At 70.9% G+C, this 22,203-nt stretch carries 21 protein-coding genes; 6 read left to right on the forward strand and 15 right to left on the reverse strand.

Translation table 11 applies throughout. From position 1 onward, the window contains the following. Positions 1-181: 181 nt before the first annotated feature. Complete coding sequence (locus ACSDQ9_RS01955) at positions 182-1,963, forward strand: heparinase II/III domain-containing protein (RefSeq protein WP_435142996.1); 1,782 nt, start codon at positions 182-184, stop codon at positions 1,961-1,963. Here the strand turns inward: ACSDQ9_RS01955 and ACSDQ9_RS01960 are convergent. From ACSDQ9_RS01960 to ACSDQ9_RS01980, 5 genes are read right to left on the reverse strand one after another with little or no spacing between them, the layout of a single operon-like run. Then, on the reverse strand, positions 1,941-2,768 hold the full coding sequence (locus ACSDQ9_RS01960) for a class I SAM-dependent methyltransferase (protein ID WP_435142998.1): 828 nt from the start codon (positions 2,766-2,768) through the stop codon (positions 1,941-1,943). The genes ACSDQ9_RS01955 and ACSDQ9_RS01960 overlap by 23 nt on opposite strands. Positions 2,769-2,824: 56 nt before the next feature. Beyond that, on the reverse strand, positions 2,825-3,337 hold the full coding sequence (gene nusB / locus ACSDQ9_RS01965; protein WP_435143000.1) for a transcription antitermination factor NusB: 513 nt from the start codon (positions 3,335-3,337) through the stop codon (positions 2,825-2,827). Beyond that, positions 3,334-3,900, reverse strand: coding sequence for an elongation factor P (gene efp / locus ACSDQ9_RS01970; protein ID WP_435143001.1), 567 nt, complete (start codon positions 3,898-3,900; stop codon positions 3,334-3,336). Before efp ends, nusB begins: the two co-directional genes overlap by 4 nt. 40 nt (positions 3,901-3,940) lie before the next feature. Next, a complete protein-coding gene (locus ACSDQ9_RS01975) occupies positions 3,941-4,660 on the reverse strand; it encodes a FadR/GntR family transcriptional regulator (RefSeq protein WP_435143003.1) in 720 nt (239 codons plus the stop codon). 9 nt (positions 4,661-4,669) lie between these two features. Further along, positions 4,670-5,446: an SDR family NAD(P)-dependent oxidoreductase gene (locus tag ACSDQ9_RS01980; protein ID WP_435143005.1), complete on the reverse strand. Its 777-nt coding sequence runs from the start codon at positions 5,444-5,446 to the stop codon at positions 4,670-4,672. 115 nt (positions 5,447-5,561) lie between these two features. On the opposite strand from ACSDQ9_RS01980, the gene ACSDQ9_RS01985 reads away from it, so the two are divergent. Genes ACSDQ9_RS01985 through ACSDQ9_RS02000 form a run of 4 tightly spaced genes read left to right on the forward strand, consistent with a single transcriptional unit; the run spans position 5,562 to position 9,298 of the window. After that, entirely contained in the window at positions 5,562-6,836 is a 1,275-nt protein-coding gene (locus tag ACSDQ9_RS01985) for an enolase C-terminal domain-like protein (protein ID WP_435143007.1), read from the forward strand. Beyond that, a complete protein-coding gene (locus ACSDQ9_RS01990) occupies positions 6,833-7,744 on the forward strand; it encodes an aldo/keto reductase (protein WP_435143009.1) in 912 nt (303 codons plus the stop codon). The genes ACSDQ9_RS01985 and ACSDQ9_RS01990 overlap by 4 nt, the downstream gene beginning before the upstream one ends. After that, a complete protein-coding gene (locus ACSDQ9_RS01995) occupies positions 7,741-8,616 on the forward strand; it encodes an amidohydrolase family protein (RefSeq protein WP_435143011.1) in 876 nt (291 codons plus the stop codon). Before ACSDQ9_RS01990 ends, ACSDQ9_RS01995 begins: the two co-directional genes overlap by 4 nt. A gap of 25 nt (positions 8,617-8,641) precedes the next feature. After that, a complete protein-coding gene (locus ACSDQ9_RS02000; protein WP_435143012.1) occupies positions 8,642-9,298 on the forward strand; it encodes a pentapeptide repeat-containing protein in 657 nt (218 codons plus the stop codon). Here ACSDQ9_RS02000 and aroB read toward each other — a convergent pair. The 8 genes from aroB to ACSDQ9_RS02040 all read right to left on the reverse strand — a co-directional run bounded on the left by aroB (position 9,285) and on the right by ACSDQ9_RS02040 (position 18,721). Next, a complete protein-coding gene (gene aroB / locus ACSDQ9_RS02005) occupies positions 9,285-10,382 on the reverse strand; it encodes a 3-dehydroquinate synthase (protein ID WP_435143013.1) in 1,098 nt (365 codons plus the stop codon). The two genes, ACSDQ9_RS02000 and aroB, sit on opposite strands and share 14 nt — an antisense overlap. Beyond that, positions 10,379-10,915, reverse strand: coding sequence for a shikimate kinase (locus tag ACSDQ9_RS02010; RefSeq protein ID WP_435143014.1), 537 nt, complete (start codon positions 10,913-10,915; stop codon positions 10,379-10,381). The genes aroB and ACSDQ9_RS02010 overlap by 4 nt, the downstream gene beginning before the upstream one ends. Continuing rightward, a complete protein-coding gene (aroC, locus tag ACSDQ9_RS02015; protein ID WP_435143016.1) occupies positions 10,912-12,105 on the reverse strand; it encodes a chorismate synthase in 1,194 nt (397 codons plus the stop codon). Before aroC ends, ACSDQ9_RS02010 begins: the two co-directional genes overlap by 4 nt. Before the next feature lie 12 nt (positions 12,106-12,117). After that, the gene (locus tag ACSDQ9_RS02020) at positions 12,118-12,990 is read right to left on the reverse strand and encodes a shikimate dehydrogenase family protein (protein WP_435143018.1); all 873 of its coding nucleotides are present in this window, start codon (positions 12,988-12,990) and stop codon (positions 12,118-12,120) included. Then, the gene (gene mltG, locus ACSDQ9_RS02025; RefSeq protein ID WP_435143020.1) at positions 12,984-14,105 is read right to left on the reverse strand and encodes an endolytic transglycosylase MltG; all 1,122 of its coding nucleotides are present in this window, start codon (positions 14,103-14,105) and stop codon (positions 12,984-12,986) included. The genes ACSDQ9_RS02020 and mltG overlap by 7 nt, the downstream gene beginning before the upstream one ends. Further along, on the reverse strand, positions 14,102-14,566 hold the full coding sequence (gene ruvX, locus ACSDQ9_RS02030; protein WP_435143716.1) for a Holliday junction resolvase RuvX: 465 nt from the start codon (positions 14,564-14,566) through the stop codon (positions 14,102-14,104). Before ruvX ends, mltG begins: the two co-directional genes overlap by 4 nt. 61 nt (positions 14,567-14,627) lie before the next feature. Beyond that, complete coding sequence (gene alaS / locus ACSDQ9_RS02035) at positions 14,628-17,303, reverse strand: alanine--tRNA ligase (protein ID WP_435143022.1); 2,676 nt, start codon at positions 17,301-17,303, stop codon at positions 14,628-14,630. A gap of 38 nt (positions 17,304-17,341) precedes the next feature. Next, entirely contained in the window at positions 17,342-18,721 is a 1,380-nt protein-coding gene (locus ACSDQ9_RS02040; RefSeq protein ID WP_435143024.1) for a replication-associated recombination protein A, read from the reverse strand. Between the two features lie 234 nt (positions 18,722-18,955). Here ACSDQ9_RS02040 and ACSDQ9_RS02045 point away from each other — a divergent pair, with 234 nt between their 5' ends. Beyond that, on the forward strand, positions 18,956-19,645 hold the full coding sequence (locus tag ACSDQ9_RS02045) for an SDR family oxidoreductase (RefSeq protein WP_435143026.1): 690 nt from the start codon (positions 18,956-18,958) through the stop codon (positions 19,643-19,645). Here ACSDQ9_RS02045 and ACSDQ9_RS02050 read toward each other — a convergent pair. After that, the gene (locus ACSDQ9_RS02050) at positions 19,608-20,324 is read right to left on the reverse strand and encodes a dienelactone hydrolase family protein (protein WP_435143028.1); all 717 of its coding nucleotides are present in this window, start codon (positions 20,322-20,324) and stop codon (positions 19,608-19,610) included. The genes ACSDQ9_RS02045 and ACSDQ9_RS02050 overlap by 38 nt on opposite strands. Then, positions 20,317-22,119: an aspartate--tRNA ligase gene (aspS, locus tag ACSDQ9_RS02055; RefSeq protein ID WP_435143029.1), complete on the reverse strand. Its 1,803-nt coding sequence runs from the start codon at positions 22,117-22,119 to the stop codon at positions 20,317-20,319. Before aspS ends, ACSDQ9_RS02050 begins: the two co-directional genes overlap by 8 nt. Between the last annotated feature and the right edge of the window lie 84 nt (positions 22,120-22,203).

A 22,203-nucleotide genomic window follows, 5' to 3' on the forward strand; every position in this document is an offset into this window, starting at 1 on the left:
CCCGGAGAGGATCGCGCCCTCAGGTGTGGGAAACGCGCGTCTGAATCGGGGTTCACAGCTCAGGTGGGGAACGAACCCCGTTTCGGGTGCGCATTTCACACACTTTTCTCCGGGCCCGGGGGCAGATGCGCGCAACGTGGGCAGGTGCGTCCTTCAGGGGCCGAGGGGGCAGGCTGGAGGCATGAGCTGGACCTTCACCGCCCAGAATCCCATCACGGCGCAGCACCTCGTCGCGGCCCTCGACCGATCGCGGTTGCACGACCACCGCCGCCTGCTCGACCTGCGGCACCACACAGACGACCCGCGCCTCACCGAGTACTGGACGAGGTTGGCCGCCGCCACCGACGAGGCGCTCGCGACCCCGGAGCCAACCCTCCCCCGCTCGTCGGTGTGGCAGTTCCAGGACACCGGCGCCCGGATGCCCTTCGAGGATGCCTACTTCGCCCGCCGACGCCGGCTGGCGGCCCTGGGACTCTCGGCCCTGGCCGGCGACGACCGCGCGCTGGCCGCCCTGCCCGACCGGATCGCCGCCGTCTGCGAGGAACCCGCCTGGGCGCTCCCGGCCCACGGAGGCTGGGAGCCGACCGGCGCGACCGTCATCGACCTGTTCGCCGCCGAGACCTCGGCCACCCTCGCCGAACTGGTCACGGTGCTCGGCGACCGACTCGATGCTCGCGTCCCCGAGCTGGTGCGGGCCGAGGTCAGCCGCCGCGTGCTCGACCCGCTCGCCGATCCCGCCACCAGCTTCTGGTGGGAGGCTGCCACCCACAACTGGTCGGCCGTCTGCGCCGGAGCCAGCGGCGTCGCCGCCCTGCTGCTGGAAGGCGACGACGAGCGGCTCGTCCGCGTGCTCACCCGCGTGCTGGCCGCCCTCGACGCCTACCTGTCGGGCTTCGGCGCCGACGGTGGCTGCGCCGAAGGCATGGGCTACTGGTCGTACGGCATGGTGCACTTCATCGCGTTCGCCGACCTCGTCGAACGGCTCACCGGGGGCTCGATCAGGCTGGCGGACGATCCCCGCGCGCTCGCCGCCGCCTCCTTCCCCGGCCGCGTGGCCCTGCCCGGCGGCGCCCAGGTCACGTTCTCCGACACCACGGACGATCCGCCCGCCTCGAGCGCGACCGGCTGGTGGCACGCGCGCGGCCTGGCCACCCCGGCGACCCCCATCGAGGTGGTCGGGCAGGATCCGTGCGCACGATGGCTGTCGATCTCCCGAGCACCGCTGTGGCTGCCCCCCGCCGTGAACCCAGACGAGCGCCATGACGGGGCCACGGGAGGGCGACACACAGATCTGCTCGAGCACACGGGCTGGCTGGTGGTCGCCGCCGACCCGTTCGCCCTGGCGGTCAAGGGCGGCCACAACGCCGAGCCCCACAACCACCTCGATCTCGGGCAGGTGTGCCTGTGGATCGGCGGGGAACAACTGCTGCTCGACCCGGGCTCGGGGGTCTACACCCGGGAGTACTTCGACGCGGCGACCCGCTACGACTTCTTCGAGCCGTCGGGCCGAGCCCACAACGCGCCGATGCTGGACGACGCCCAGCAGGTTCTCGGCGACAACGCTCGCGCGGTCGTCACCCACCAGTCGGCCGGTGCCTTCGAGCTGGATCTGACGAGCGCCTATGCGCAGCCCAGCCGGGTGAGCCGTCGCGTCGAGTGGGCCGACGGCGTGTCAACCGTGACTGTCCGCGACGTCATCGAGGGACCGGTGACGACGGCCGGCTGGTGCCTCGTGAGTGAGGCGGAACCCGTCCACGACGGGCTGAGCGTCCGCTGGGTGGGCCGACACGGCACCCTCGGCCTCGACGTGGCCACGGGGCGGGTGCTCGTCCGGGCTTTCGAGACGCGACACCACCACGGGGCCCCACGCACGTTGTGGATCACCGAGATCACCGCGCCGACCACCGAAGGTGCCCTCGAACAGCGGCTGTCGTTCGACCTCAGGGACGCACCCCGACGGTGAACCGCACGTCCTGACAGATGTCGTCGGGCCCCAGACCGGCGATCAGGGCGGCCGCCTTCTCGCGCACGCCGTCGGCCTCGCTCGGGCTCATCTGCATCCACGCGTGGCGCTGACCGAGCGTGCGCGTGAACGCTTCCCACTGGGCGGCATCGGCCAGCGGCAGCGTCACGCGCATCCGGTGGGTGACGACCTGGGTGGCGCCGGCCTGTTCGAACGCGAGAACCATGCCCTCGTCCGTGTCGAAGCTCGGGGCCACCTCGTCAGGCGTGGCGCGCTGCGCCTTCGGGTCGAGTTTCGGCAGCCACGGCTGCAGCAGCGAGTTGAGCTCGAGCCAGCCGGGGCTGGCGGGGCCGAACGTCGACACCCCGATGCGCCCACCGGGTCGCAGCAGCTCGACCCACCTGCCCAGCGCACGCCACGGATCCGGCAGGAAGAAGATGACCATGGCCGACGCCACCACGTCAAAGGAGCCGGGCGGCACCTCGGGATCCTGCGCATCGGCCACCTGGTAGTCGACCCGCACTCCCCGATCCGCCGCCTCCTGGCGGGCCCGCTGCACCATCGCGTCGCTCAGGTCGACGCCGAGCACTCGGCCGGTGGGGCCGACGCGGTGCGCCAGCACCAGGCTGGCGGTTCCGGGGCCGCAGCCCAGGTCGAGGCAGGCCTCCCCCGGTTGCACGGCGAGTGCCTCCACCAGGCCCGTCGCCATCGGCACGAAGAAATCGACACCCGAGCGGTCGTAGTCATCGGCCAGTGCACTGAAGAGCCCGGCGACGGCCCGGGACTGTTCCGACAGTTCCCCCATGCCTGATTCTCCCACCGGGCCCCCGCGCGCGGAAGGGAAAGGGGAAGGACAGTGCGTCAGTCCAGGTCGTCGGAGGGGGCCTCGCCGGCCTGCTCGGCATCGGCCACCACCTCGGCATGCACGGCGGCGACCTGCGCCTCGTCCATCATCGGCGCACGGACGACGCCCGCGAGCACCCCGTTGAGGAAGCTCGGCGACTCGTCGGTCGACAACTCCCCCGCGAGCACCAGCGCCTCGGCGATCGCGACGCGGGCGTCGATCCCACCATGGTCGATCTCCCAGACAGCGATCCGGGCCAGCGCCCGGTCGACGCGGGGCATGCGCGCCAGCGACCAGCCCTGGTCGAGCGCCGCCTCAAGCCTGGCGTCGATCGCGGGCAGCTGCGCCACCACGCCCTCGACCAGGTCGGCGGTGTACTCGCGCAGCGGCACCTCGGCCTGCAGCACGTGGTCGTGCAGGATCGCCAGCGGCGGCTCACCACGCAGGTCGGCCTCGAAGAGCACGTCGAGAGCGGCCTTGCGGGCCTTCGTCCGCGTGGAGAAGTGCGGACGAGGGGTGGGCGCGCTCACTTGTCGGTGATGCGGCCCAGGTAGGAACCGTCGCGCGTGTCCACCTTGACCTTCTCGCCGGTGGTGATGAACAGCGGCACCTGGATCTGCTTGCCGGTCTCGAGGGTGGCGGGCTTGGTGCCGCCGGTCGAGCGGTCACCCTGCAGGCCGGGCTCGGTGTAGGTGATCTCGAGCTCGACCGAGGCGGGCAGGTCGATGTAGAGGGGGTTGCCCTCGTGCAGCGCCACCGTGGCCATCTGGTTCTCGAGCAGGTAGTCCTTGGCCTCGCCCACCGTGTCGTCCGCGATCGAGATCTGGTCGTAGGTGGTGGTGTCCATGAACACGAAGCCGTCACCGTCGTGGTACAGGTACTGCATGTCGCGGCGGTCGACAGTCGCGGTGTCGACCTTGGTGTCGGAGTTGAAGGTCTTGTCGACGACCTTGCCCGAGAGCACGTGCTTCAGCTTGGTGCGGACGACGGTGTTGCCCTTGCCCGGCTTGTGGTGCTGGAACCACAGCACCTGCCAGAGCTGACCGTCCAGGTCGAGCACCATGCCGTTCTTCAGATCGTTGGTGGAAGCCACGGGGGAATCGCCTTTCGAAAGATGATGACAGCCAGCGATTCTAAACCGGCGACCCGTCAGCGGCAGAATCGAGCGACCGACGCAGCCACTGCTCCACGCCCGCGATGTGCACCGTCGCCCAGGCTCGAGCCGCCTGCGCATCGCCGGCGAGGATCGCCCGCGCGATCTCACGATGCTCGCGCACCGTGCGGCCCACGGCCTCGTGCTCGGTGATGCCCCGCCAGACGCGGGCCCGCTGGGTGCGCCCCGACACGGCGTCGAGCAGCGAGACCACCAGCGGATTGCCGGAGGTCTCGGCGATCCGGCGGTGGAACTCCAGGTCGTGGGTGACGAGGCGGTCGACCTCGCCCGCCGACGAGGCCGAGGTGGCCAGGTCGTCCAGCTCGTCGACCGAGCCCAGCAGGGCCTCCCGATCGGCGGCGGCCATCTCGGTCGCCGCCAGCGCGGTCACCTCGGGCTCGAGCAGTCGGCGCACCTGCAGGAACTGCAGCACGCTGGAGTCCTGGTGCAGGTCGGTGACGAAGCCCATCACGTCGACCAGCGACGCCGGTTCCAGGGCCGCCACGAACGTGCCGTCGCCGCGTCGCACGTCGAGCACCCTGATCAGCGCCAGCGCCTTCACCGCCTCCCGCAGCGAGCTGCGCGACAGGCCGAGCGAGGCGGCCAGATCGGCCTCCCGCGGCAGCCGGTCGCCGGGCTTCAGCTCGCCGGTGGCGATCATGGTGCGGATCGCCTCGATGGCGTCGTCGGTGACGGCCACGGCGCCGGCTCAGCTGCCGACCGGACGAAGCCGCAGCCCGCCCATGCCTCCGTCGACGGCCAGGATGGCTCCCGCAGTCGAGCCGGAGCGGGGGCTGGCCAGGTGCACGATGGCGTGCGCCACCTCGTCCGCGCTGACCAGACGGCCGTGGGGCTGACGCGCCTCGAGGGCCGCGCGCTCGGCCTCGGGGTCGTCGGCTTTCTGCAGCAGTCGTCCGACCCAGGGGGTGTCGGCGGTGCCGGGGGCGACGGCGTTGACGCGGATGCCCTCGCGCAGGTGGTCGGCGGCCATGGCGCGGGTGAGCGCGTGCACGGCGCCCTTGGTGGCGCAGTAGAGGGCGCGCTGGGGAAGGCCGGCGTCGCCGGCGATCGATCCGGTGTTGACGACGGCGGCGTGCTGGCTGGCGCGCAGGTGCGGCAGGGCGGCGCGAGTGACGCGGGCCATGCCGACCACGTTGACGTCGAACGCGCGCGCCCACTCGGCGTCGTCATTGGCGGCCACGTCACCCTGGGCGCCGATGCCGGCGTTGTTGATGACGATGTCGAGACCGCCGAAGTGATCGGTCACCTGCGCGATGGCGGCGACGACCGAGGCGTCGTCGGCGACGTCGGCCCGCACCGGCAGCACCCCCTCGGGCAGGTCGACGGGGTTGAGGTCGAGCGCAGCCACCTTGGCGCCGGCGGCGACCAGCTGCTTCACCACCGCCAACCCGATGCCGCTCGCTCCGCCGGTGACGACGGCCACGAGGCCGTCGAACTCGCGGGCTGGGGTTGACTGTTCAGACATCAGATCTCCTTGGTGCTGTGCGGTGACGTGAGCGGTGACGAGCGGTGACTTGAGCGGCGGTGATCGCGGCCCGCCCATCTTGACGCCCCAGACATCGGATGTCTAGCGTGCAGGCATGGCCACCATCACCGGTTTCCGGGCCCACGACATCCGCTTTCCCACCTCGGAGTTCCTCGACGGCTCCGATGCCATGAATCCCGACCCGGACTACTCGGCAGCCTATCTGCGGCTGGAGACCTCAGATGGGGAGTCCGGCCACGGATTCGTGTTCACCATCGGGCGCGGCAACGACGTGCAGACGGTCGCCAATGCCCTCCTCGCCGAGCGGCTGGTCGGCCGTGACCTCGCCGTGCTGGACGATCTCGGCGGCCTGTGGCGCGAGCTCAACGGCGACTCGCAGCTGCGCTGGCTCGGCCCCGAGAAGGGCGTCATGCACATGGCGCTGGGTGCCGTCATCAACGCCCTGTGGGACCTCAAGGCCAAGCGCGCCGGGCTGCCCCTGTGGCAACTGCTCGCCCGCATGAGCCCCGAGCAACTCGTCGACCTGGTCGACTTCCGCTACCTCACCGACGCGCTCACGCCGGACGAGGCCCTCGCCCTGCTGAAGGCGGCCGAACCCGGCCGCGCCGAGCGGGAGCGCCACCTGCTCGAGCACGGTTACCCGGCCTACACCACCTCCCCCGGCTGGCTCGGCTACTCCGACGAGAAGCTGGTGCGTCTGTGCCGCGAGGCCAAGGCCGACGGGTTCACGCAGATCAAGCTGAAGGTGGGCGGCAGCCTCGACGACGACCTGCGCCGACTGCGGTTGGCCCGCGAGGCCGTCGGGCCCGACCTGCCGATCGCCATCGACGCCAACCAGCGGTGGGACGTCGCCGAGGCCATCGACTGGGTGCGACAGTTGGCCACTGTCACCGACCTGGCCTGGATCGAGGAACCCACCAGCCCCGACGACGTGCTCGGTCACGCCGCCATCGCCCGGGGGGTCGCGCCCACCCGGGTGGCCACCGGCGAGCACCTGATGAACCGGGTGTTGGCCAAGCAGTTCCTGCAGGCCGGCGCCCTGCACGTGCTGCAGATCGACGCCAGCCGGGTCGCGGGGGTCAACGAGAACCTCGCGATGCTGCTGCTCGCCGCCAAGTTCGGGGTGCCCGTCTGCCCCCACGCCGGTGGGGTCGGGCTGTGCGAGGCGGTGCAGCACCTGGCGATGTTCGATCTGGTGGCCGTCAGCGGATCCGACGACGGCCGCATGATCGAGTACGTCGACCACCTCCACGAGCACTTCGTCACCCCCGTCGAGGTGCGCCAGGGTCGCTACCTCGCCCCGCTCGCTCCCGGCGCCGGGGCCGAGATGCACCCCGACTCGATCGCGAGCTACGAGTTCCCGGCATGACCTTCGCACTGGGCTGCGCCCCGCTGGGCAACCACGGCATCGAGCTCACCGACGACCAGGCCCACGCGGTGCTCGCCGGGGCCTGGGACCATGGCGTGCGCGCCTTCGACACCGCCCCCCACTACGGGTTGGGTCTGTCGGAGCGCCGGCTGGGCCGGTTGTTGGCGGGGGTCCCGCGCGAGCAGGCCCTCGTCGCGACGAAGGTCGGACGACTGCTCGTGCCCCAGGACGCTGCCGGACGACTCGACGACGAGGGTTTCCTGGTGCCCGCCGATCACCGCCGCGTGCCCGACTACAGCGCCGACGGTGTGCGCCGGAGCCTGCACGAGTCGCTGGATCGCCTCGGCCTCGACCGCGTCGACATCTCCTACGTGCACGACGCCGAGCGCTACAACCTCGAGGCCGGGCTGACCACGGCCCTCGAGGGCCTGCAGCTGCTCAAGCAGGAAGGGCTGGTCGACACCATCGGGTTCGCCTCGATGGACGCTGCCGCCCTGCTGCGCGCCGCCGACTCCGGCGACTGGGACGAGCTGATGGTGGCCGGCGTGCACACCCTGGCCAGCGACGGCACCCGCGTGCTCGACCGTGCCCTCGAGACCGACACCCGGGTGGCTGCGGCCGCCATCTTCAACGGCGGGGTGCTCGCCACCGGCCTGCTGCCCGACCGGGAGAACCTGTTCGACTACGAGCCGATCAGCCCCGGGAAGACCGCCGTGGTGAAGCGGCTCGAGGCCCTCTGCGCTGCTCACGGGGTCGCCCTTCCCGCCGCTGCCCTGCAGTTCCCCTTGCGGCACCCGGCGGTCGTCCGCGTGGTGGTCGGCGGCATCACCGCCGACCAGGTCGCCCGCAACCTGCACCTGCTGCGGTCGCCCGTGCCCGAGGACTTCTGGCGGGAGCTGGCGGCATGAGCGTCATCGACACCCACCTGCACCTGTGGGATCTCGGGCGTCGTACCGACGACCCCGGCGCGTATCCGTGGCTCGGCCCGCAGCACGGGGACCTGTTCCGCGACCACCTGCCCGCCGAGGCGCGGCAGGTGCTCGACCAGGCCGGCGTCGATCGAGCCGTGCTGGTGCAGGCCGAGGACTCCCTCGCCGAGACCGACCTGATGCTCGACTGGGCCGAGCGCCACGACTGGATCGCCGGGGTGGTCGGCTGGCTGCCGCTGCGCGATCCGGACGCCACCCGGGCCGCGCTGGCCCGCTACCACTCCCGCCCGCTGGTGGGGGTGAGGCACCTCGTGCACGACGATCCCGACGCCGGTTTCCTCGACGAGGTCGACGACGCGCTGCGCCTGGTTGCCGCCGCCGGCCTGCCGCTCGACGTGCCCGACGCGTGGCCCCGGCACTTGGCGCAGCTGACCAGGGTGGCGGAGCGTCACCCCGACCTCACCGTGGTCGTCGACCACCTCGCCAAGCCGCCGCGTGCCGGCGCGCCGGACGAGCTGGACGCCTGGGCCGAGGCCCTCGCCGGCGCCGCCGCCCGTCCGAACGTCGTCGCCAAGGTCTCGGGGCTGCAGTGCCCGACCACCACCCTGCAGAGCGCACCGCTGACCACCGAGGCGCTGCGACCGGTGCTCGACCTCGCCCTCGACCTGTTCGGCGCCGATCGGCTGCTCTACGGCGGCGACTGGCCGATGACCACGCTCGACGCCGGAGGCTACCTGCCCCACTGGCGGGCCATTCGCGGCTGGATCGACACCCTGCCCCCGACCGAGGCCGAGGCGATCCTGGCGGGAACGGCGAGGCGGGTGTACTCGCTGGGCGCCGACCTCCCGTAGCCCCTTTCCCGTACTCTCGTGAGCGATGACCCCACGCACCAAGCCCCCCTTTCCTCCCCGCCACGACTCGCTGACCGAGCAGGCGGAACTGGGCCCCGACGGCGTGCCCGACGATGCCCTCGTCGAGAGGCTGGCGGTGGAATCGCTGGCGCTGGAGTGGCACAGCAGCGAGTTCGTGGAATGGGGCGCCAGCACCGTCGCCGGTGGCACGGCGGCGAACTCCGACTGGTTCAAGCCCAGTTGGTACGACCTCTCCCTGACCGGGGTCGACCTGGCCAACGCGCGCCTCACCGAGCCCGGACTGCGACGGCTCGCGTTCACCGACTGTCGCATGACCGGCTTCGACATCGCCCAGTCGGTGGTGCAGGACGCCACCTTCACGGGCTGCCTGCTCGACCTCGCCAATCTGCGGTTCGCCAAGCTCACCCGCGTGAGGTTCGTCGACTGCCGCCTGCGGGGGGCTGACCTCTCGTCCGCGCAGTTGGTCGACGTCACCTTCGAGGGCTGCGATCTCTCCGAGGTGCAGTTCCACGAACTGCGGACGACCCGGGGTGCGATCCGCGGCAGTCAGTTGACGGGCGCGAAGTCGATCGCTGGTCTGCGCGGCATGGTGATCGACCCCGTCGACCTGTTGGAACTCACCCACCAACTGGCGGCCGAGCTGGGCATCAGGATCGAATGAGCTCGAAGCACTCGCGCAGCACGTCTTCGTGCGGTGCCTCGATCAGGTCGACCCGACCCACCTCGGGCAGGCCCACGAACCGCAGGGACGAGCCGCGGGTCTTCTTGTCCAGGCTCATGGTGGCGCGGAGCGACGCCCAGTCGGAGCCCGCGTAGCGCACGGGCAGCCCCACGGACGAGAGCACCGCTCGGTGCCGGGTCACCGTCGAGGCATCGAGCCCGAGGGTGCGGGCCGACAGTTCGGCGGCGAACACCATGCCCACACTGATGGCCTCGCCGTGCCGCCACCCGAAGTTCTCGGCCTTCTCGATCGCATGGCCCAGGGTGTGGCCGTAGTTCAGCGCCTCGCGGCCCACCCGACCGGCGGTGGAGGTCTGCTCGCGCAGGTCGGCCGAGACGGTGCTCGCCTTCACCGCGATCCCCCGGGTGATCAGCTCCGCCACCACGGGTGAGCTGACATCCTGGGCGGCCGCCGGGTCGTCCTCGACGAGACGCAGGATCTCGGGGTCGCTGATGAACCCACACTTGATCACCTCGGCCAGCCCGTTGCTGACCTCGGCGGGCGGCAGGTCGGCCAACGTGTCGAGATCGCAGAGCACGCCGCGCGGCTCCCAGAAGGCGCCAACGAGGTTCTTGCCGGCGGCCAGGTTGATGCCCGTCTTGCCGCCGACGGCGGCATCGACCATGCCCAGGATCGAGGTGGGCATCGCGACGTAGCCGACGCCGCGCAGCCAGGTGGCGGCCACGAATCCAGCCAGATCGGTGGTCGCCCCACCGCCGAGGCCGACCACCACGTCGCTGCGGGTGAAGCCTGCGGCCGCCAGAGCGTCCCAGCAACCCGTCAGGGTGGTCGCGAACTTGGCGTGTTCACCGGTCGGCACGATCAGCGGCAGCACCTGGATGCCGGCCGCCTCGAGCTGTTCGGTCAACCCGGCGGCGCGCTCGGTCAGGGCCTGCGGGTGCAGGATCGCCACCCTCGCGGCTCGCGATCCATCCGAGGCGACCAACTCCAAGAGGCCGGACGACGCCCCGGCCGCGATCTCCACCCGGTAGGGCTGTTCGGCCCGCACCTCGACGGTGCTCACGCCTCGTCCCCGGCGTGCTGGCGGGAGGCGGGGAGCAGCGAGACGATCTCGTCGACCAAGACATCAGGCCGGCGATCGGTGGTGTCGAGGGCATGGGACGCGACCTCACGATAGAGGTGCTCGCGTTCGGTCTGCAGGCGCTCAAGATTGGCGCGCACGTCTCCGAGGACGAGGGGCCGCATCACGTTCATGCCCACCCGACGGGTGGCATGCGTGACCGAGACCTGCAGCCAGAAGACGTCGTGGCCCGCCAGGGCGGAGCGAATGTCGTCGTTGAGCACGGCACCCCCACCCAGGGAGAGCACGCGCGCGGTCGGCTCCCCCGCCGGCCCCAGCAGTTCCAGGGTGGTGTCGCGCTCCAGGGCGCGGAAGTGGGGCTCACCGTCGTCCACGAAGATCTCGGCAATGGTCTTGGCGGCGCGGCTCTCGATCACCTGGTCGACGTCGACGAACTCGAGCCCCAGCCGGGCGGCGGTGGCTCGCCCGAGGGTGGTCTTGCCCGAGGCGGGCGGGCCCACGAAGACGATGGTCATGCCAGTCCCCGCGCATCCACGTCGGCCAGGTAGGCCTCGAGGTTGCGGCGGGTCTCGTCGACGGAGTCGCCCCCGAACTTCTCCAGCGCGGCCTCGGCCAGCACCAACGCCACCATGGCCTCGGCCACCACGCCGGCGGCCGGCACGGCGCAGACGTCGGAGCGCTGGTGGTGGGCCTTGGCTGCCTCACCGGTGGCGACGTCGATGGTGCGCAGGGCCCGGGGAACGGTCGCGATCGGCTTCATGGCGGCCCGCACCCGCAGCAGTTCTCCGGTGCTCATGCCACCCTCGGTGCCGCCCGAGTGGTGGCTCAGTCGGTGGATGCCGTCGCCCTCGCCCGCAGGCGCGATCTCGTCGTGGGCCTGCGACCCGCGCACCCGCGCGAGGTCGAAGCCGTCGCCCAGCTCGACCCCCTTGATCGCCTGGATGCCCATCAGTGCGTAGGCCAGCTTCGCGTCGAGCCGCCGGTCGCCCGAACTGTGCGACCCCAGGCCCGGCGGCAGCCCCCACGCGAGCACCTCGACCACCCCGCCGAGGGTGTCGCCCTCGCGATGGCAGGCCTCGACCTCGGCCTGCATGGCGGCCGATGCCTCGGGGTCGAAGCAGCGCACGGGGTCAGCGTCGATGGCCGCGAGGTCACCAAGCGTCGGGTACAGCCCCTTCGCGGCCTTCACGGGCCCGAGCTCGACGACATGGCTGAGCACCGTGACGCCGAGTGCCTGCTGCAGGAAGGCTTTCGCGATGGCGCCGAGAGCCACCCGGGCGGCCGTCTCGCGGGCCGACGCGCGCTCGAGAATCGGGCGGGCCTCGTCGAAGGCGTACTTCTGCATGCCCGCGAGGTCGGCATGGCCGGGCCGGGGGCGGGTCAGCGGGGCGTTGCGGGCCTGCTCGGCCAGCACCTCGGCGTCGACCTCTTCGGGGTTCATCACCTCGACCCACTTGGGCCACTCGGTGTTGCCGATTGTCAGCGCGATGGGCGACCCCAGGGTCTCACCGTGGCGGAAGCCGCCCAGCAGGGTGAGGGCGTCGGCCTCGAACTTCATCCGCGCACCTCGACCCACGCCGAGCCGGCGACGGGCGAGGTCATTCTGGATGTCGGCGCCGGAGATCTTCACGTGGGCCGGGATGCCCTCCATCGTGGCGACCAGCGCTTGGCCGTGGGACTCCCCCGCCGTCAGGTAACGCAACATGGGCTGAGTCTTTCAGATGTGGTTTCGGGCCGTCATCGCGTCTTGCGCGGCGCCGCGCAGCAACGCGAACGTGACCTCGGCGCCGGTGTGCCAACGCACCTGCTCGACGGCCTGCCCCGCCAGCAGGTCGAGCCCGTTGAGCACCAGGGCACCGCGGGCCGCGGCGGCCTGCGCCAACGGGGTCGGCCAGGGGTCGTAGACGGAGTCGAAGACCACCGGCGCGAGCGCGGCGAGCAGTTCGGCGTACGGGGTTGCCCCGACCGCCGGCACCGTCGACACCACGAGATCGGACGACGCGCCACCCGCCATTTCGGCCAGTTCGGCCAGCGCGCGCGGGGTCACCTGCACCCCCAACTCGGCGCCGAGCTCGACCAGGCCGCGGGCTCGTCCGGGGTCGCGGGCCAGCACGACCACTGCACGCACGCCCAGCCGGGCCAACCCGACCATTGCCGAACGGGCCGTGGCGCCGTTGCCGACCAGGGTGGCCGTGGACAGGTCGCCCAGCCCGTGGGCCGCGAACGCGACGCCGTAGCCGGGTACGTCGGTGTTGCGGACGATCGCCCCGCCCCGGGCGCCGGCGTCACGCACCCAGGTGTTGGCGGCGCCGGTGAGCCGGACGACGTCGTCGGGTTCGCCGAGCGCGACCAGATCGTCCTTGTGCGGGGCGGTCACGCTCAGGGCCCGCCAGTGGGGCTCGAGGCCCCGCACGAAGTCCGCCACCTGCCCGGGGGCGACGTCGACGGCCTCGTAGTGCCAGTCGAGCCCCACCTCGGCATAGGCGGCGCGGTGGATCGCCGGAGACAGCGAGTGCCCGACCGGGTGGCCGATGACGGCACAGGTGGTGGGGGCGCTCGCCGCGTCACCCCCTGCGTTCGGGGTCAGCACTTGCCCTTGTGAGCCTGGCACCAGGCCTGGAACTTCTTCACGTTGGCGTTGTGCTCGGCCAAGGTCTTGGCGAAAGCCGTCTCGCCGGTGTCGGGGTCGATCACCACGAAGTACAGGTAGTCCGACTTGGTCGGGTTCACGGCCGCCGTCAGGGCCAACTTGCCGGGGTTGCTCACCGGCCCCGGCGGCAGCCCCTTGTTCGTGTAGGTGTTGTAGGGCGACTTGACCTGGCGCTCGGCGTCGGTGGTGGTCAGGCGGCCCTTGATGTTGTTGGCGTAGACGATGGTGGCGTCCGAGCCCAGGGGCATGCCCGCCTTCAGGCGGTTGTAGAAGACCCCGGTCACCAGCGCCAGGTCTTTCTCGCCACGCACCTCCTTCTCGGCGATGGAGGCGACGATCAGCGCCTGGTACGGCGTGACGCCGGCGGCCTTGGCGCGATCCTCGAAGTTCAGCTCGGTGAGCACGGTGGTGAACTGCTTGACCTGCGCCTGACCGAGTTCCGCGGCCGTGGGCGAGTCGTCGACCTCGTAGGTCTCGGGGTACATGATGCCCTCGGCATTGCCCGCAGGAACCCAGGCGGGCGCACCCAGGGCCTTGGTGTTCTTCTCGACCGCGGCCATGTCGGCCTGCTTGATCTTGGTGGCCTTCTCGATGATGGGCCACTGCTCGGTGAGGCGCAGGCCCTCCGGCAGGGTGACGCGGGTGCGTTCGATGTTCTGGGGATCGGCGAGGTAGTTGAAGGCGGCCTCGGCCGAGATCTGGGTGCGCATCTTGTAGCGACCGGCCTGGATGTCCTTCGAGCCGGCCTCGGCGGCGGTGACCTTGCGCCACGGCTTCATCGACTTGATGACGCCCGCGTCGAGCAGGATGAACCCGATCTGGTTCATGCCCGCGCCGCGGGGAACGGTCACCTCGATGGTGGCCACACCCTCGGAGCCGAGGTAGTCGTCGGTGGTGCGGTAGGCGATGTAGGCCTTGTTCGCGTAGTGGTAGCCGGCCCACCCGCCGCCGACGAGCACCGCCAGCGAGAGCAGCACGGCGAAGGTGCTCCGCGCGTGGTAGAACACCTTCTTCCAGTTGAACTTGCGCTCGTTGTCGACGAACAGTCCGCTCACTCGGCGCCCCTTCCGATGTCGTGGCCCGCGTTCTGACCCATGCTCTGGCCCGTGTGCTGGCGCCGTGCCTCCAACGCCTGCTCCAGAATGCCGACAGCGGCCGCCTGGTCGATGATCCCGCGCCGCTGGCGGGCGTTCTTGCCCGCTTGGGCGAGTCTACGTGACGCCTCCGCGGTGCTCATCCGCTCGTCGACCAGCACCACCGGCACCGGGGCCACCGTCGTCCGCAACTCGGCGAGCACGCCGCGCATGAACTCGACCGCCGGGCCCTCCTTGCCGGCCAGGTTCCTGGGCCAGCCCAGCACCACCTCGACGGGGTCGTACTCGGCGACCAGGGCGGCCACCCTGCGGAACGGCTGGTCCTTGGCGGGGATGGTCTCGACGGGGTACGCCATCAGCCCGTCGGGGTCGCAGTAGGCGACCCCGACGCGGGCCTTGCCCCAGTCGAAACACAGCCGGATGCCGCGCTGGTCCCCCAGGGCGGCCCCCACCTCGGGTAGCTCCATGCCCGGCGCCCTGCCGTCAGCCGAGCGCCGCGGCGATGGCCGCCAGGGCGTCGGCGGCACCGGCACCGTTGGTGCCACCGCCCTGGGCCAGGTCGTCCTTGCCGCCGCCCCGACCGCTCAACGGCACCGCGCCGACGCCGACCAGCTGGCCGGCCTTGGCGCCCAACTCGCGGGCGGCCGCGGTGGTGGCGACCACCAGGGCGGGCTTGTCGGCAGTGCCGCCGACGGCCGCGACCACGGCCGCCTGCTCACCGAGTCGTCCGCGCAGGTCGGTGACCAGTCCACGCAGGTCGTTCCCGCCCACCCCGGGCACCTCGACGGCCAACAGCTGGTACTGACCCACGGTGCGCACCTGCTGCAGCAGGGCACCCGCCTCGGCCTTCAACTGCTCGGCCCTGAGGTCGGCGATCTGCTTCTCGGCCTGCTTGAGGTCGGCCACCAGCTTGCTGACCCGTTCGGTCAACTGGTCGGGCTGCACCTTGAGAATCTCGCTGAGCCCGTGCACGAGGGCGCGCTCGCCGGCCAGGTGGGTGAAGGCGTCGGTCGACACCAGGGCCTCAACGCGCCGCGCCCCCGACCCGATGGACTGCTCGCCCAGCAGGGTCATCAGCCCGATCTGGGACGACGTCTGCACGTGCGTGCCACCGCACAACTCACGCGACCACGGCCCGCCCAGTTCGACCATGCGGACGATCGGCGGGTACTTCTCGCCGAACATCGCCATGGCACCGAGGGCCTTGGCCTCCTCCAGCGGCATCTGGGCGTCAGTGACGACCAGGTTCTCCTTGATGGCGAGGTTGCAGCGTTCCTCGATCTCGGCGCGCAGCGCGTCCGAGAGGCCCCCCTGGGCGGCGTAGTCGAAGCGCAGGTAGCCGGGCTTGTTGTACGAGCCGGCCTGGGTCGCGCCCTGACCGACGAGCTCGCGCAGCGCGGCGTGCAGCACATGGGTCGCCGTGTGCGCTTGGCAGGAGCCGAGTCGGTGGGCGGCATCGACGGCCGCCTCGACCTGGTCGCCCACCGCCAGGTCACCGTTGACGGCAACCTTGTGCACCACCAGCCCCGGCACGGGGCGCTGCACGTCGAGCACCTCGAGGTCGAAGCCGCCCGCGCGAATCACTCCGGCGTCGGCATCCTGACCGCCCGACTCGGCGTAGAAGCTGGTCTCGTCGAGCACGACCTCGACGACCGAACCGGCCGCGGCGTGGTCGACGACGCTGCCTTCGGCGATGATGCCTCGCACCCGCGTGGGCACGACCAGATCGGTGTAGCCCAGGAACGGGGTCTCACCGGCATCGCGCAGGCCACGGTAGACATCGACGTTGACCGCCGCGCCGCCCTTCTTCGCCTTGGCGTCGGCCTTCGCCCGGGCCCGCTGCTCGCCCATCAGGCGGGTGAACTCGTCGCGGTCGACCGACAGGCCCTGCTCGGCCGCCATCTCGAGCGTGAGATCGATCGGGAAACCGTAGGTGTCGTGCAACTGGAAGGCCTTCTCGCCGGCCAGGGTGCTGCCGTGGGCTCCGCGCACCTCGGCGGCCGCAGTCTCGAACAGCTGGGTGCCGCTGGCCAGGGTGCGCGAGAAGGACGCCTCCTCGGCGGCCGCGGCCAGGCTCACCTGCTCCCATGTGGCGTCGATCTCGGGATAGGTCTCGTTCATCACCCGGCGCGACACGTCGAGCAACTCGACGAGCGACTCGCCGGTGTAGCCCAGCAGCCGCATCGAGCGGACGCTACGGCGCAGCAGCCGGCGCAGCACGTAGCCGCGCGCCTCGTTGCCCGGACGAACCCCGTCGCTCATCAGCATCAGCCCCGAGCGCACGTGGTCAGCGATCACGCGCAGGCGCACGTCGTCGTCGGCATTCGCCCCGTAGGACTTGCCGGCCAGTTCGGCCGCACGGTCGATGACCGGCGCCACCTGGTCGATCTCGTACAGGTTGTGCTTGCCCTGCAGCAGGGTGGCGATCCGCTCGAGCCCGGCACCGGTGTCGATGTTCTTGGTGGGCAGCTCGCGGGCGACGTCGAAGTCGTCCTTGCGACGCACCGCCGACAATTCCTCCTGCTGGAAGACGTTGTTCCAGATCTCGAGGTAGCGCTCATCGTTGACGTCGGGGCCACCGGCGGGGCCGAACTCGGGCCCGCGGTCGTAGAAGACCTCGGAGTCGGGGCCGCCGGGGCCGGGGACGCCCATGTGCCAATAGTTCTCGGAGAGGTCGCGGCGCCAGATGCGCTCGTCCGGCATGCCGATCGAGCGCCAGATCTCGAGCGCCTCCACGTCACCCTCGGGGTAGGCCGGGTGGAAGCCGGGGCCCAGCACCGACACGGAGATCTTCTCGGGGTCGAAGCCCAGGTTGCCGTCGTCCACCGGGCCGGTGAGGAACTCCCACGTCCACGGGATCACCTCGGCCTTGAAGTAGTCGCCGAACGAGAAGTTGCCGAGCATCTGGAAGAAGGTGCCGTGGCGGGTGGTCTTGCCGACCTCGTCGATGTCGAGGGTGCGGATGCACTTCTGGATCGACACGGCGCGCTTCCAGGGCACCGGCACCTCGCCGGTGAAGTAGGGAACCATCGGCACCATGCCGGCCACCACGAACAGCAGGTTGGGGTCGTTGTGCACGAGCGGCACGCTGGGCACGACGGCGTGGTCGTGCCTGCGGAAGAACTCGACGTAGCGGCGGCCAACTTCTGCGGTCTTCATGGGATTCCTGAACTGCTGGGATTGCGGGCAGCCCAACTCTAGCCGTCGAGCCGCTGGCGGATCGCCTCCATTTGGGTGCCGATGGCCGCCTCGTTGCCGTGATCGGTGGGCTGGTAGTAGCGGCTGCCGACCAGTTCGTCGGGCAGGTATTGCTGCGCCGCGACTCCCGCCGCGAGATCGTGCGGGTAGACGTAGCCCTGGCCGTGACCGTAGGTCTTGGCACCGGCGTAGTGGGCGTCGCGCAGGTAGGGCGGCACCTCGCCCACCTTGCCGGCCTGCACGTCGGCCCGGGCCGCGCCGATGGCGGTGGTGACGGCATTCGACTTGGGAGCGACGGCGGCGGCGATGGTGGCGTGGGCCAGTGTCAGCTGCGCCTCGGGCATGCCGATCAGTTGCACCGTCTGCGCGGCTGCCACGGCCGTCTGCAGCACCGACGGCGCCGCCATACCGATGTCTTCGGAGGCCAGGATCATCAACCGGCGGGCGATGAACCGAGGGTCCTCCCCCGCCTCGAGCATGCGGGCCAGGTAGTGCAGCGCGGCGTCCACGTCAGACCCGCGCACGCTCTTGATGAACGCGCTGATCACGTCGTAGTGCTGGTCGCCGTCCTTGTCGTAGCGCACGGTGGCGCGGTCGACGGCCTTGGCGACGATCTCGGGGGTGATCTCGGTCTGCCCCAGGGCATCGGCCCCGGCGGCGGCCTCCTCGAGGTAGGTCAGCGACCGGCGCGCATCCCCCTGGGCCAGGCGCACCAGAGTCGCCCGCGCCTCGGGGTGCAGGGTGAACGGCTCACCCGACGAGGTGCGCACCCCCCGTTCGTCGCTGATCCCTCGGTCGACGAGCGTGCCGATGTCGTCATCGGTCAGCGGCCTGAGGGTCAGCAGCAGCGACCGCGACAGCAGCGGCGAGATCACCGAGAAGCTCGGATTCTCGGTGGTGGCGGCGATCAGGGTGACCAGCCGGTTCTCGACGGCGGGCAGCAGCACGTCCTGCTGGGCCTTCGAGAAGCGGTGCACCTCGTCGATGAACAGCACGGTTCCCCGTCCGCGGGCCAACTCGCGGGAGGCGGTGTCGAGTTCCTCGCGCACCTGCTTGACGCCCGCGGTCACCGCCGACACCTCGACGAAGCGACGGTGGGTGGAGTGCGAGACCACCGAGGCGATGGTGGTCTTGCCGACCCCGGGCGGCCCCCACAGGAACACCGACATCGCCTGGCTGCCGTCGGCCAGCCGCCGCAGCGGCGACCCGGGACCCAACAAGTGGCCCTGCCCCACGATCTCGTCGATGGTGCGCGGACGAAGCCTGACCGCCAGCGGCTGGCCACCCTGGTGGGCGCCACCGCTCAGCGACCCGAGGGCCAGCGATCCGCCAGCCGTCGGCGCGGTGCCGGGATCCGGGTTGCCGAACAGGTCAGTCACCCGCAGCAGTCTAGTGGTGGTGGCCAGCGCCCCGTCCGGCTGGCAGTCCGGCCATCGGGTGCGACGAAACCTGCGCTCGATTCACTGATCGGGCCCGAAATCCTCCTCATGGGCAATCCACAGCAGTTTTCGTCGCACGTTCCTCCACGGCGACAGCCCAGCCTGGGAACAGACCTTGGTTCCGGGGTGTTGCCCCAATGAAGGCCCCACCCCGACCCGGACAAGGAGATTCCCATGAGAGACGACCGCATCGTGATCCTCGGCGGGCACGGCAAGGTGGCCCTGCTGGCCGCACCCCGGCTGGTGGCCGCGGGCCGCAGCGTCGACGCCGTGATCCGCAACCCCAAGCACGCCGACGACGTACGCGCGGCCGGTGCGAACCCGGTGGTGCTCGACATCGAACGGGCGACGACCGTCGAGCTGGCGGAGCTGTTCACCGGCGCCGAGGCCGTGGTCTTCTCGGCCGGGGCGGGCGGAGGCAACCCCGCCCGCACGCACGCGGTCGACTTCGAGGCCGCCGTGCGCTCCATGGACGCCGCCGCCCGTGCCGGGGTCCCCCGGTTCGTGACAGTCTCCTACGCCACCGCGGACACCGACGTCGACACCCTCGACCCGGCCGACAGCTTCTTCCCCTACGCGCGGGCCAAGCACGACGCCGACGCGTACCTGCGCGGAACCGACCTCGACTGGACGATCCTGGGCCCCGGCCGCCTGACCCTCGACGAGGCCACCGGCCTGATCGACCGCGACCTGGCCCATCCCACCGGAGCCACCTCGCGCGACAACGTGGCCGCCGTCATCACCCACGTGGTCACCACGGGGGCGGGCAGCCGCGAGACCATCAACTTCTACGACGGTGAGGTGCCGATCGCGGAGGCGATTCCCCTCAGGCCGGGAAGTGGGTCCGCAGCCACTCCACGGTGACCTGCCACGCCTCCTCGGAGGCCTGCTCGTGGTGGAACATCGGGGCCGTGTTATCGAACGCGTGCCCGGCACCGTGCCACAACTTCACCTCGGCGCCGTTGTGCTGCACCACCTGCGCGATGTGGTCGACCACCTCGGACGAGAGGTAGGCGTCGGCATCACCGAAGTGGTGCAGGCTCGGCACCGTCACGGCGTCTCCGTCGACCAGGTTCGGCAGGGCCGACCCGTAATAGCTCACCAGGGCGTCGGCGCGCTGGCTTCCCTGCGCCCCCTGCAGCGCGGCATAGGCGAGCCCGCCGCCGTAGCAGAAGCCGACCAGGGCCACTCGTCCGCCCGTCTTCGGTTCCCGACGCAGCGACTCGACCACCAGTCGCACGTCGTCGACGGCCTGGTTCCAGTCGGCCTTCTGCATCAACGCCATGCCCTGCTCCAGCGCGTCGTCGCTGGTCTCGTCGACGGCATCGGCGCCAGCCCGCCAGTACACCTGCGGCAGCGCCACGGTGTACCCGAGCGCCGCCAGGTCGCGGGCGCGGGACCGCATGTAGCCGGAACGTCCGAAGATCTCCTGCACCAGCACGATGCCGGCGCCCTCACCGGTGGGCGACCACTTCAGCAGGGCGGGGATCGAGCTCACGCCGCCGGGGCCGGGGGCATTGGTGGGAATGGTGATCTCAGGCATCGGCGTCCTTCTTCTCCGCGTCCTTCTTCTCGGGTGAAGCGTCGACCCCGGCCTCCTTGCGCTGCTGCGCGGTGATCGGCGCCGGCGCCTGGGTGAGCGGGTCGAAGCCGCCACCCGACTTCGGGAAGGCGATCACGTCGCGGATGGTGTCGAAACCACCCAGCAGCATCACCAGACGGTCGAGGCCGAAGGCGATGCCACCGTGCGGCGGGGCGCCGAACTGGAAGGCGTCGAGCAGGAAGCCGAACTTCTCCTGCGACTCCTCGGGCGACAGCCCCATGACGCCGAAGACCCGCTCCTGCACGTCGCGGCGATGGATACGGATGGAGCCACCGCCGACCTCGTTGCCATTGCAGACGAAGTCGTAGCCATAGCTGAGCGCCGACCCGGGGTCGGTGTCGAAGGTGTCCATCGACTCGGGGGTGGGCGAGGTGAACGCGTGGTGCACCGCCGTCCACGAGCCCGCACCGACGGCCACGTCACCCGAGGCGACGGCATCGGAGGTCGACTTGAACAGGGGGGCGTCCACCACCCACAGGAAGCTCCACGCCGACTCGTCGATCAGGCCGCAGCGGCGGCCGATCTCGAGGCGGGCCGCGCCCAGCAGTTCCTGGGTGGTCTCGCGGGCCCCGGCCCCGAAGAAGATGCAGTCGCCGGGCTTGGCCCCGACGCGCTCGGCGATGCCGGCCCGCTCGGTGTCGGAGATGTTCTTCGACACCGGCCCGCCCAACTCGCCGTCGGCACCCACGGTGATGTAGGCCAGTCCCCGGGCGCCGCGCTGCTTGGCCCACTCCTGCCAGGCATCGAACTGCCGGCGCGGCTGGTCGGCCCCACCGGGCATCACCACGGCGCCCACGTAGGGGGCCTGGAACACGCGGAACGGCGTGTCAGCGAAGAAGTCGGTGACCTCGGTCAGCTCCAGGTCGAAACGCAGGTCGGGCTTGTCGGAGCCATACTTGTCCATGGCGTCGTGCCACGTGATGCGCGGCAGCGGCGAGGGCAGCTCGACGTCGATCAGCTTCCAGCAGTTGGCCATCACGGCCTCGGCCAGCTCGATCACATCGTCCTGGTCGACGAAGCTCATCTCGATGTCGAGCTGGGTGAACTCGGGCTGACGGTCGGCGCGGAAGTCCTCGTCGCGGTAGCAGCGGGCGATCTGGTAGTACCGCTCCAGCCCGGCGACCATGAGCAGCTGCTTGAACAACTGCGGGCTCTGCGGCAGGGCGTACCAGCTGCCCGGGTGCAGACGCGCCGGCACCAGGAAGTCGCGCGCCCCTTCGGGGGTCGAGCGGGTCAGCGTCGGGGTCTCGACGTCGACGAAGTCGCGGCCGTCGAGCACCTCGCGGATGGCGCGGGTCACCTTCGAGCGCAGCCGGATCGCCTCGGCCTGACGCGGCCGGCGCAGGTCGAGGTAGCGGTACTTCAGGCGGGCGTCCTCGCCGACGGTGATGCGCCGGTCGATCTGGAACGGCAGCGGGGCCGCGGTATTGAGCACCTCCAGGTCGGTGATGGCCACCTCGATCTCACCGGTGGGTAGATCGGGGTTGGCGTTGCCCTCGGGGCGGGGCTCGACCACGCCGGTCACCTTGATGCAGAACTCGTTGCGCAGGTCATGGGCACCCGAGGAGTCGAGAATCTCGTCCCGCACGACCACCTGCGCCACACCCGAGGCATCACGCAGATCGATGAACGCCACACCGCCGTGGTCACGGCGCTTGGCGACCCAGCCGGTGAGGGTGACGGTCTGACCGGCGTGCTCCGCGCGGAGCGTGCCTGCATCGTGGGTTCTGAGCATCGAGAGTTTCCTTTGTTTCGTTGTTGCGTGCGCATCGACAGTGCGCCCGCGTGGGGAGTGGGCTGGCCTGCGACCAACCGCGAC

The sequence above is a fragment of the Aestuariimicrobium soli genome (assembly GCF_051192575.1).
Taxonomy (GTDB): Bacteria; Actinomycetota; Actinomycetes; order Propionibacteriales; family Propionibacteriaceae; genus Aestuariimicrobium; species Aestuariimicrobium soli.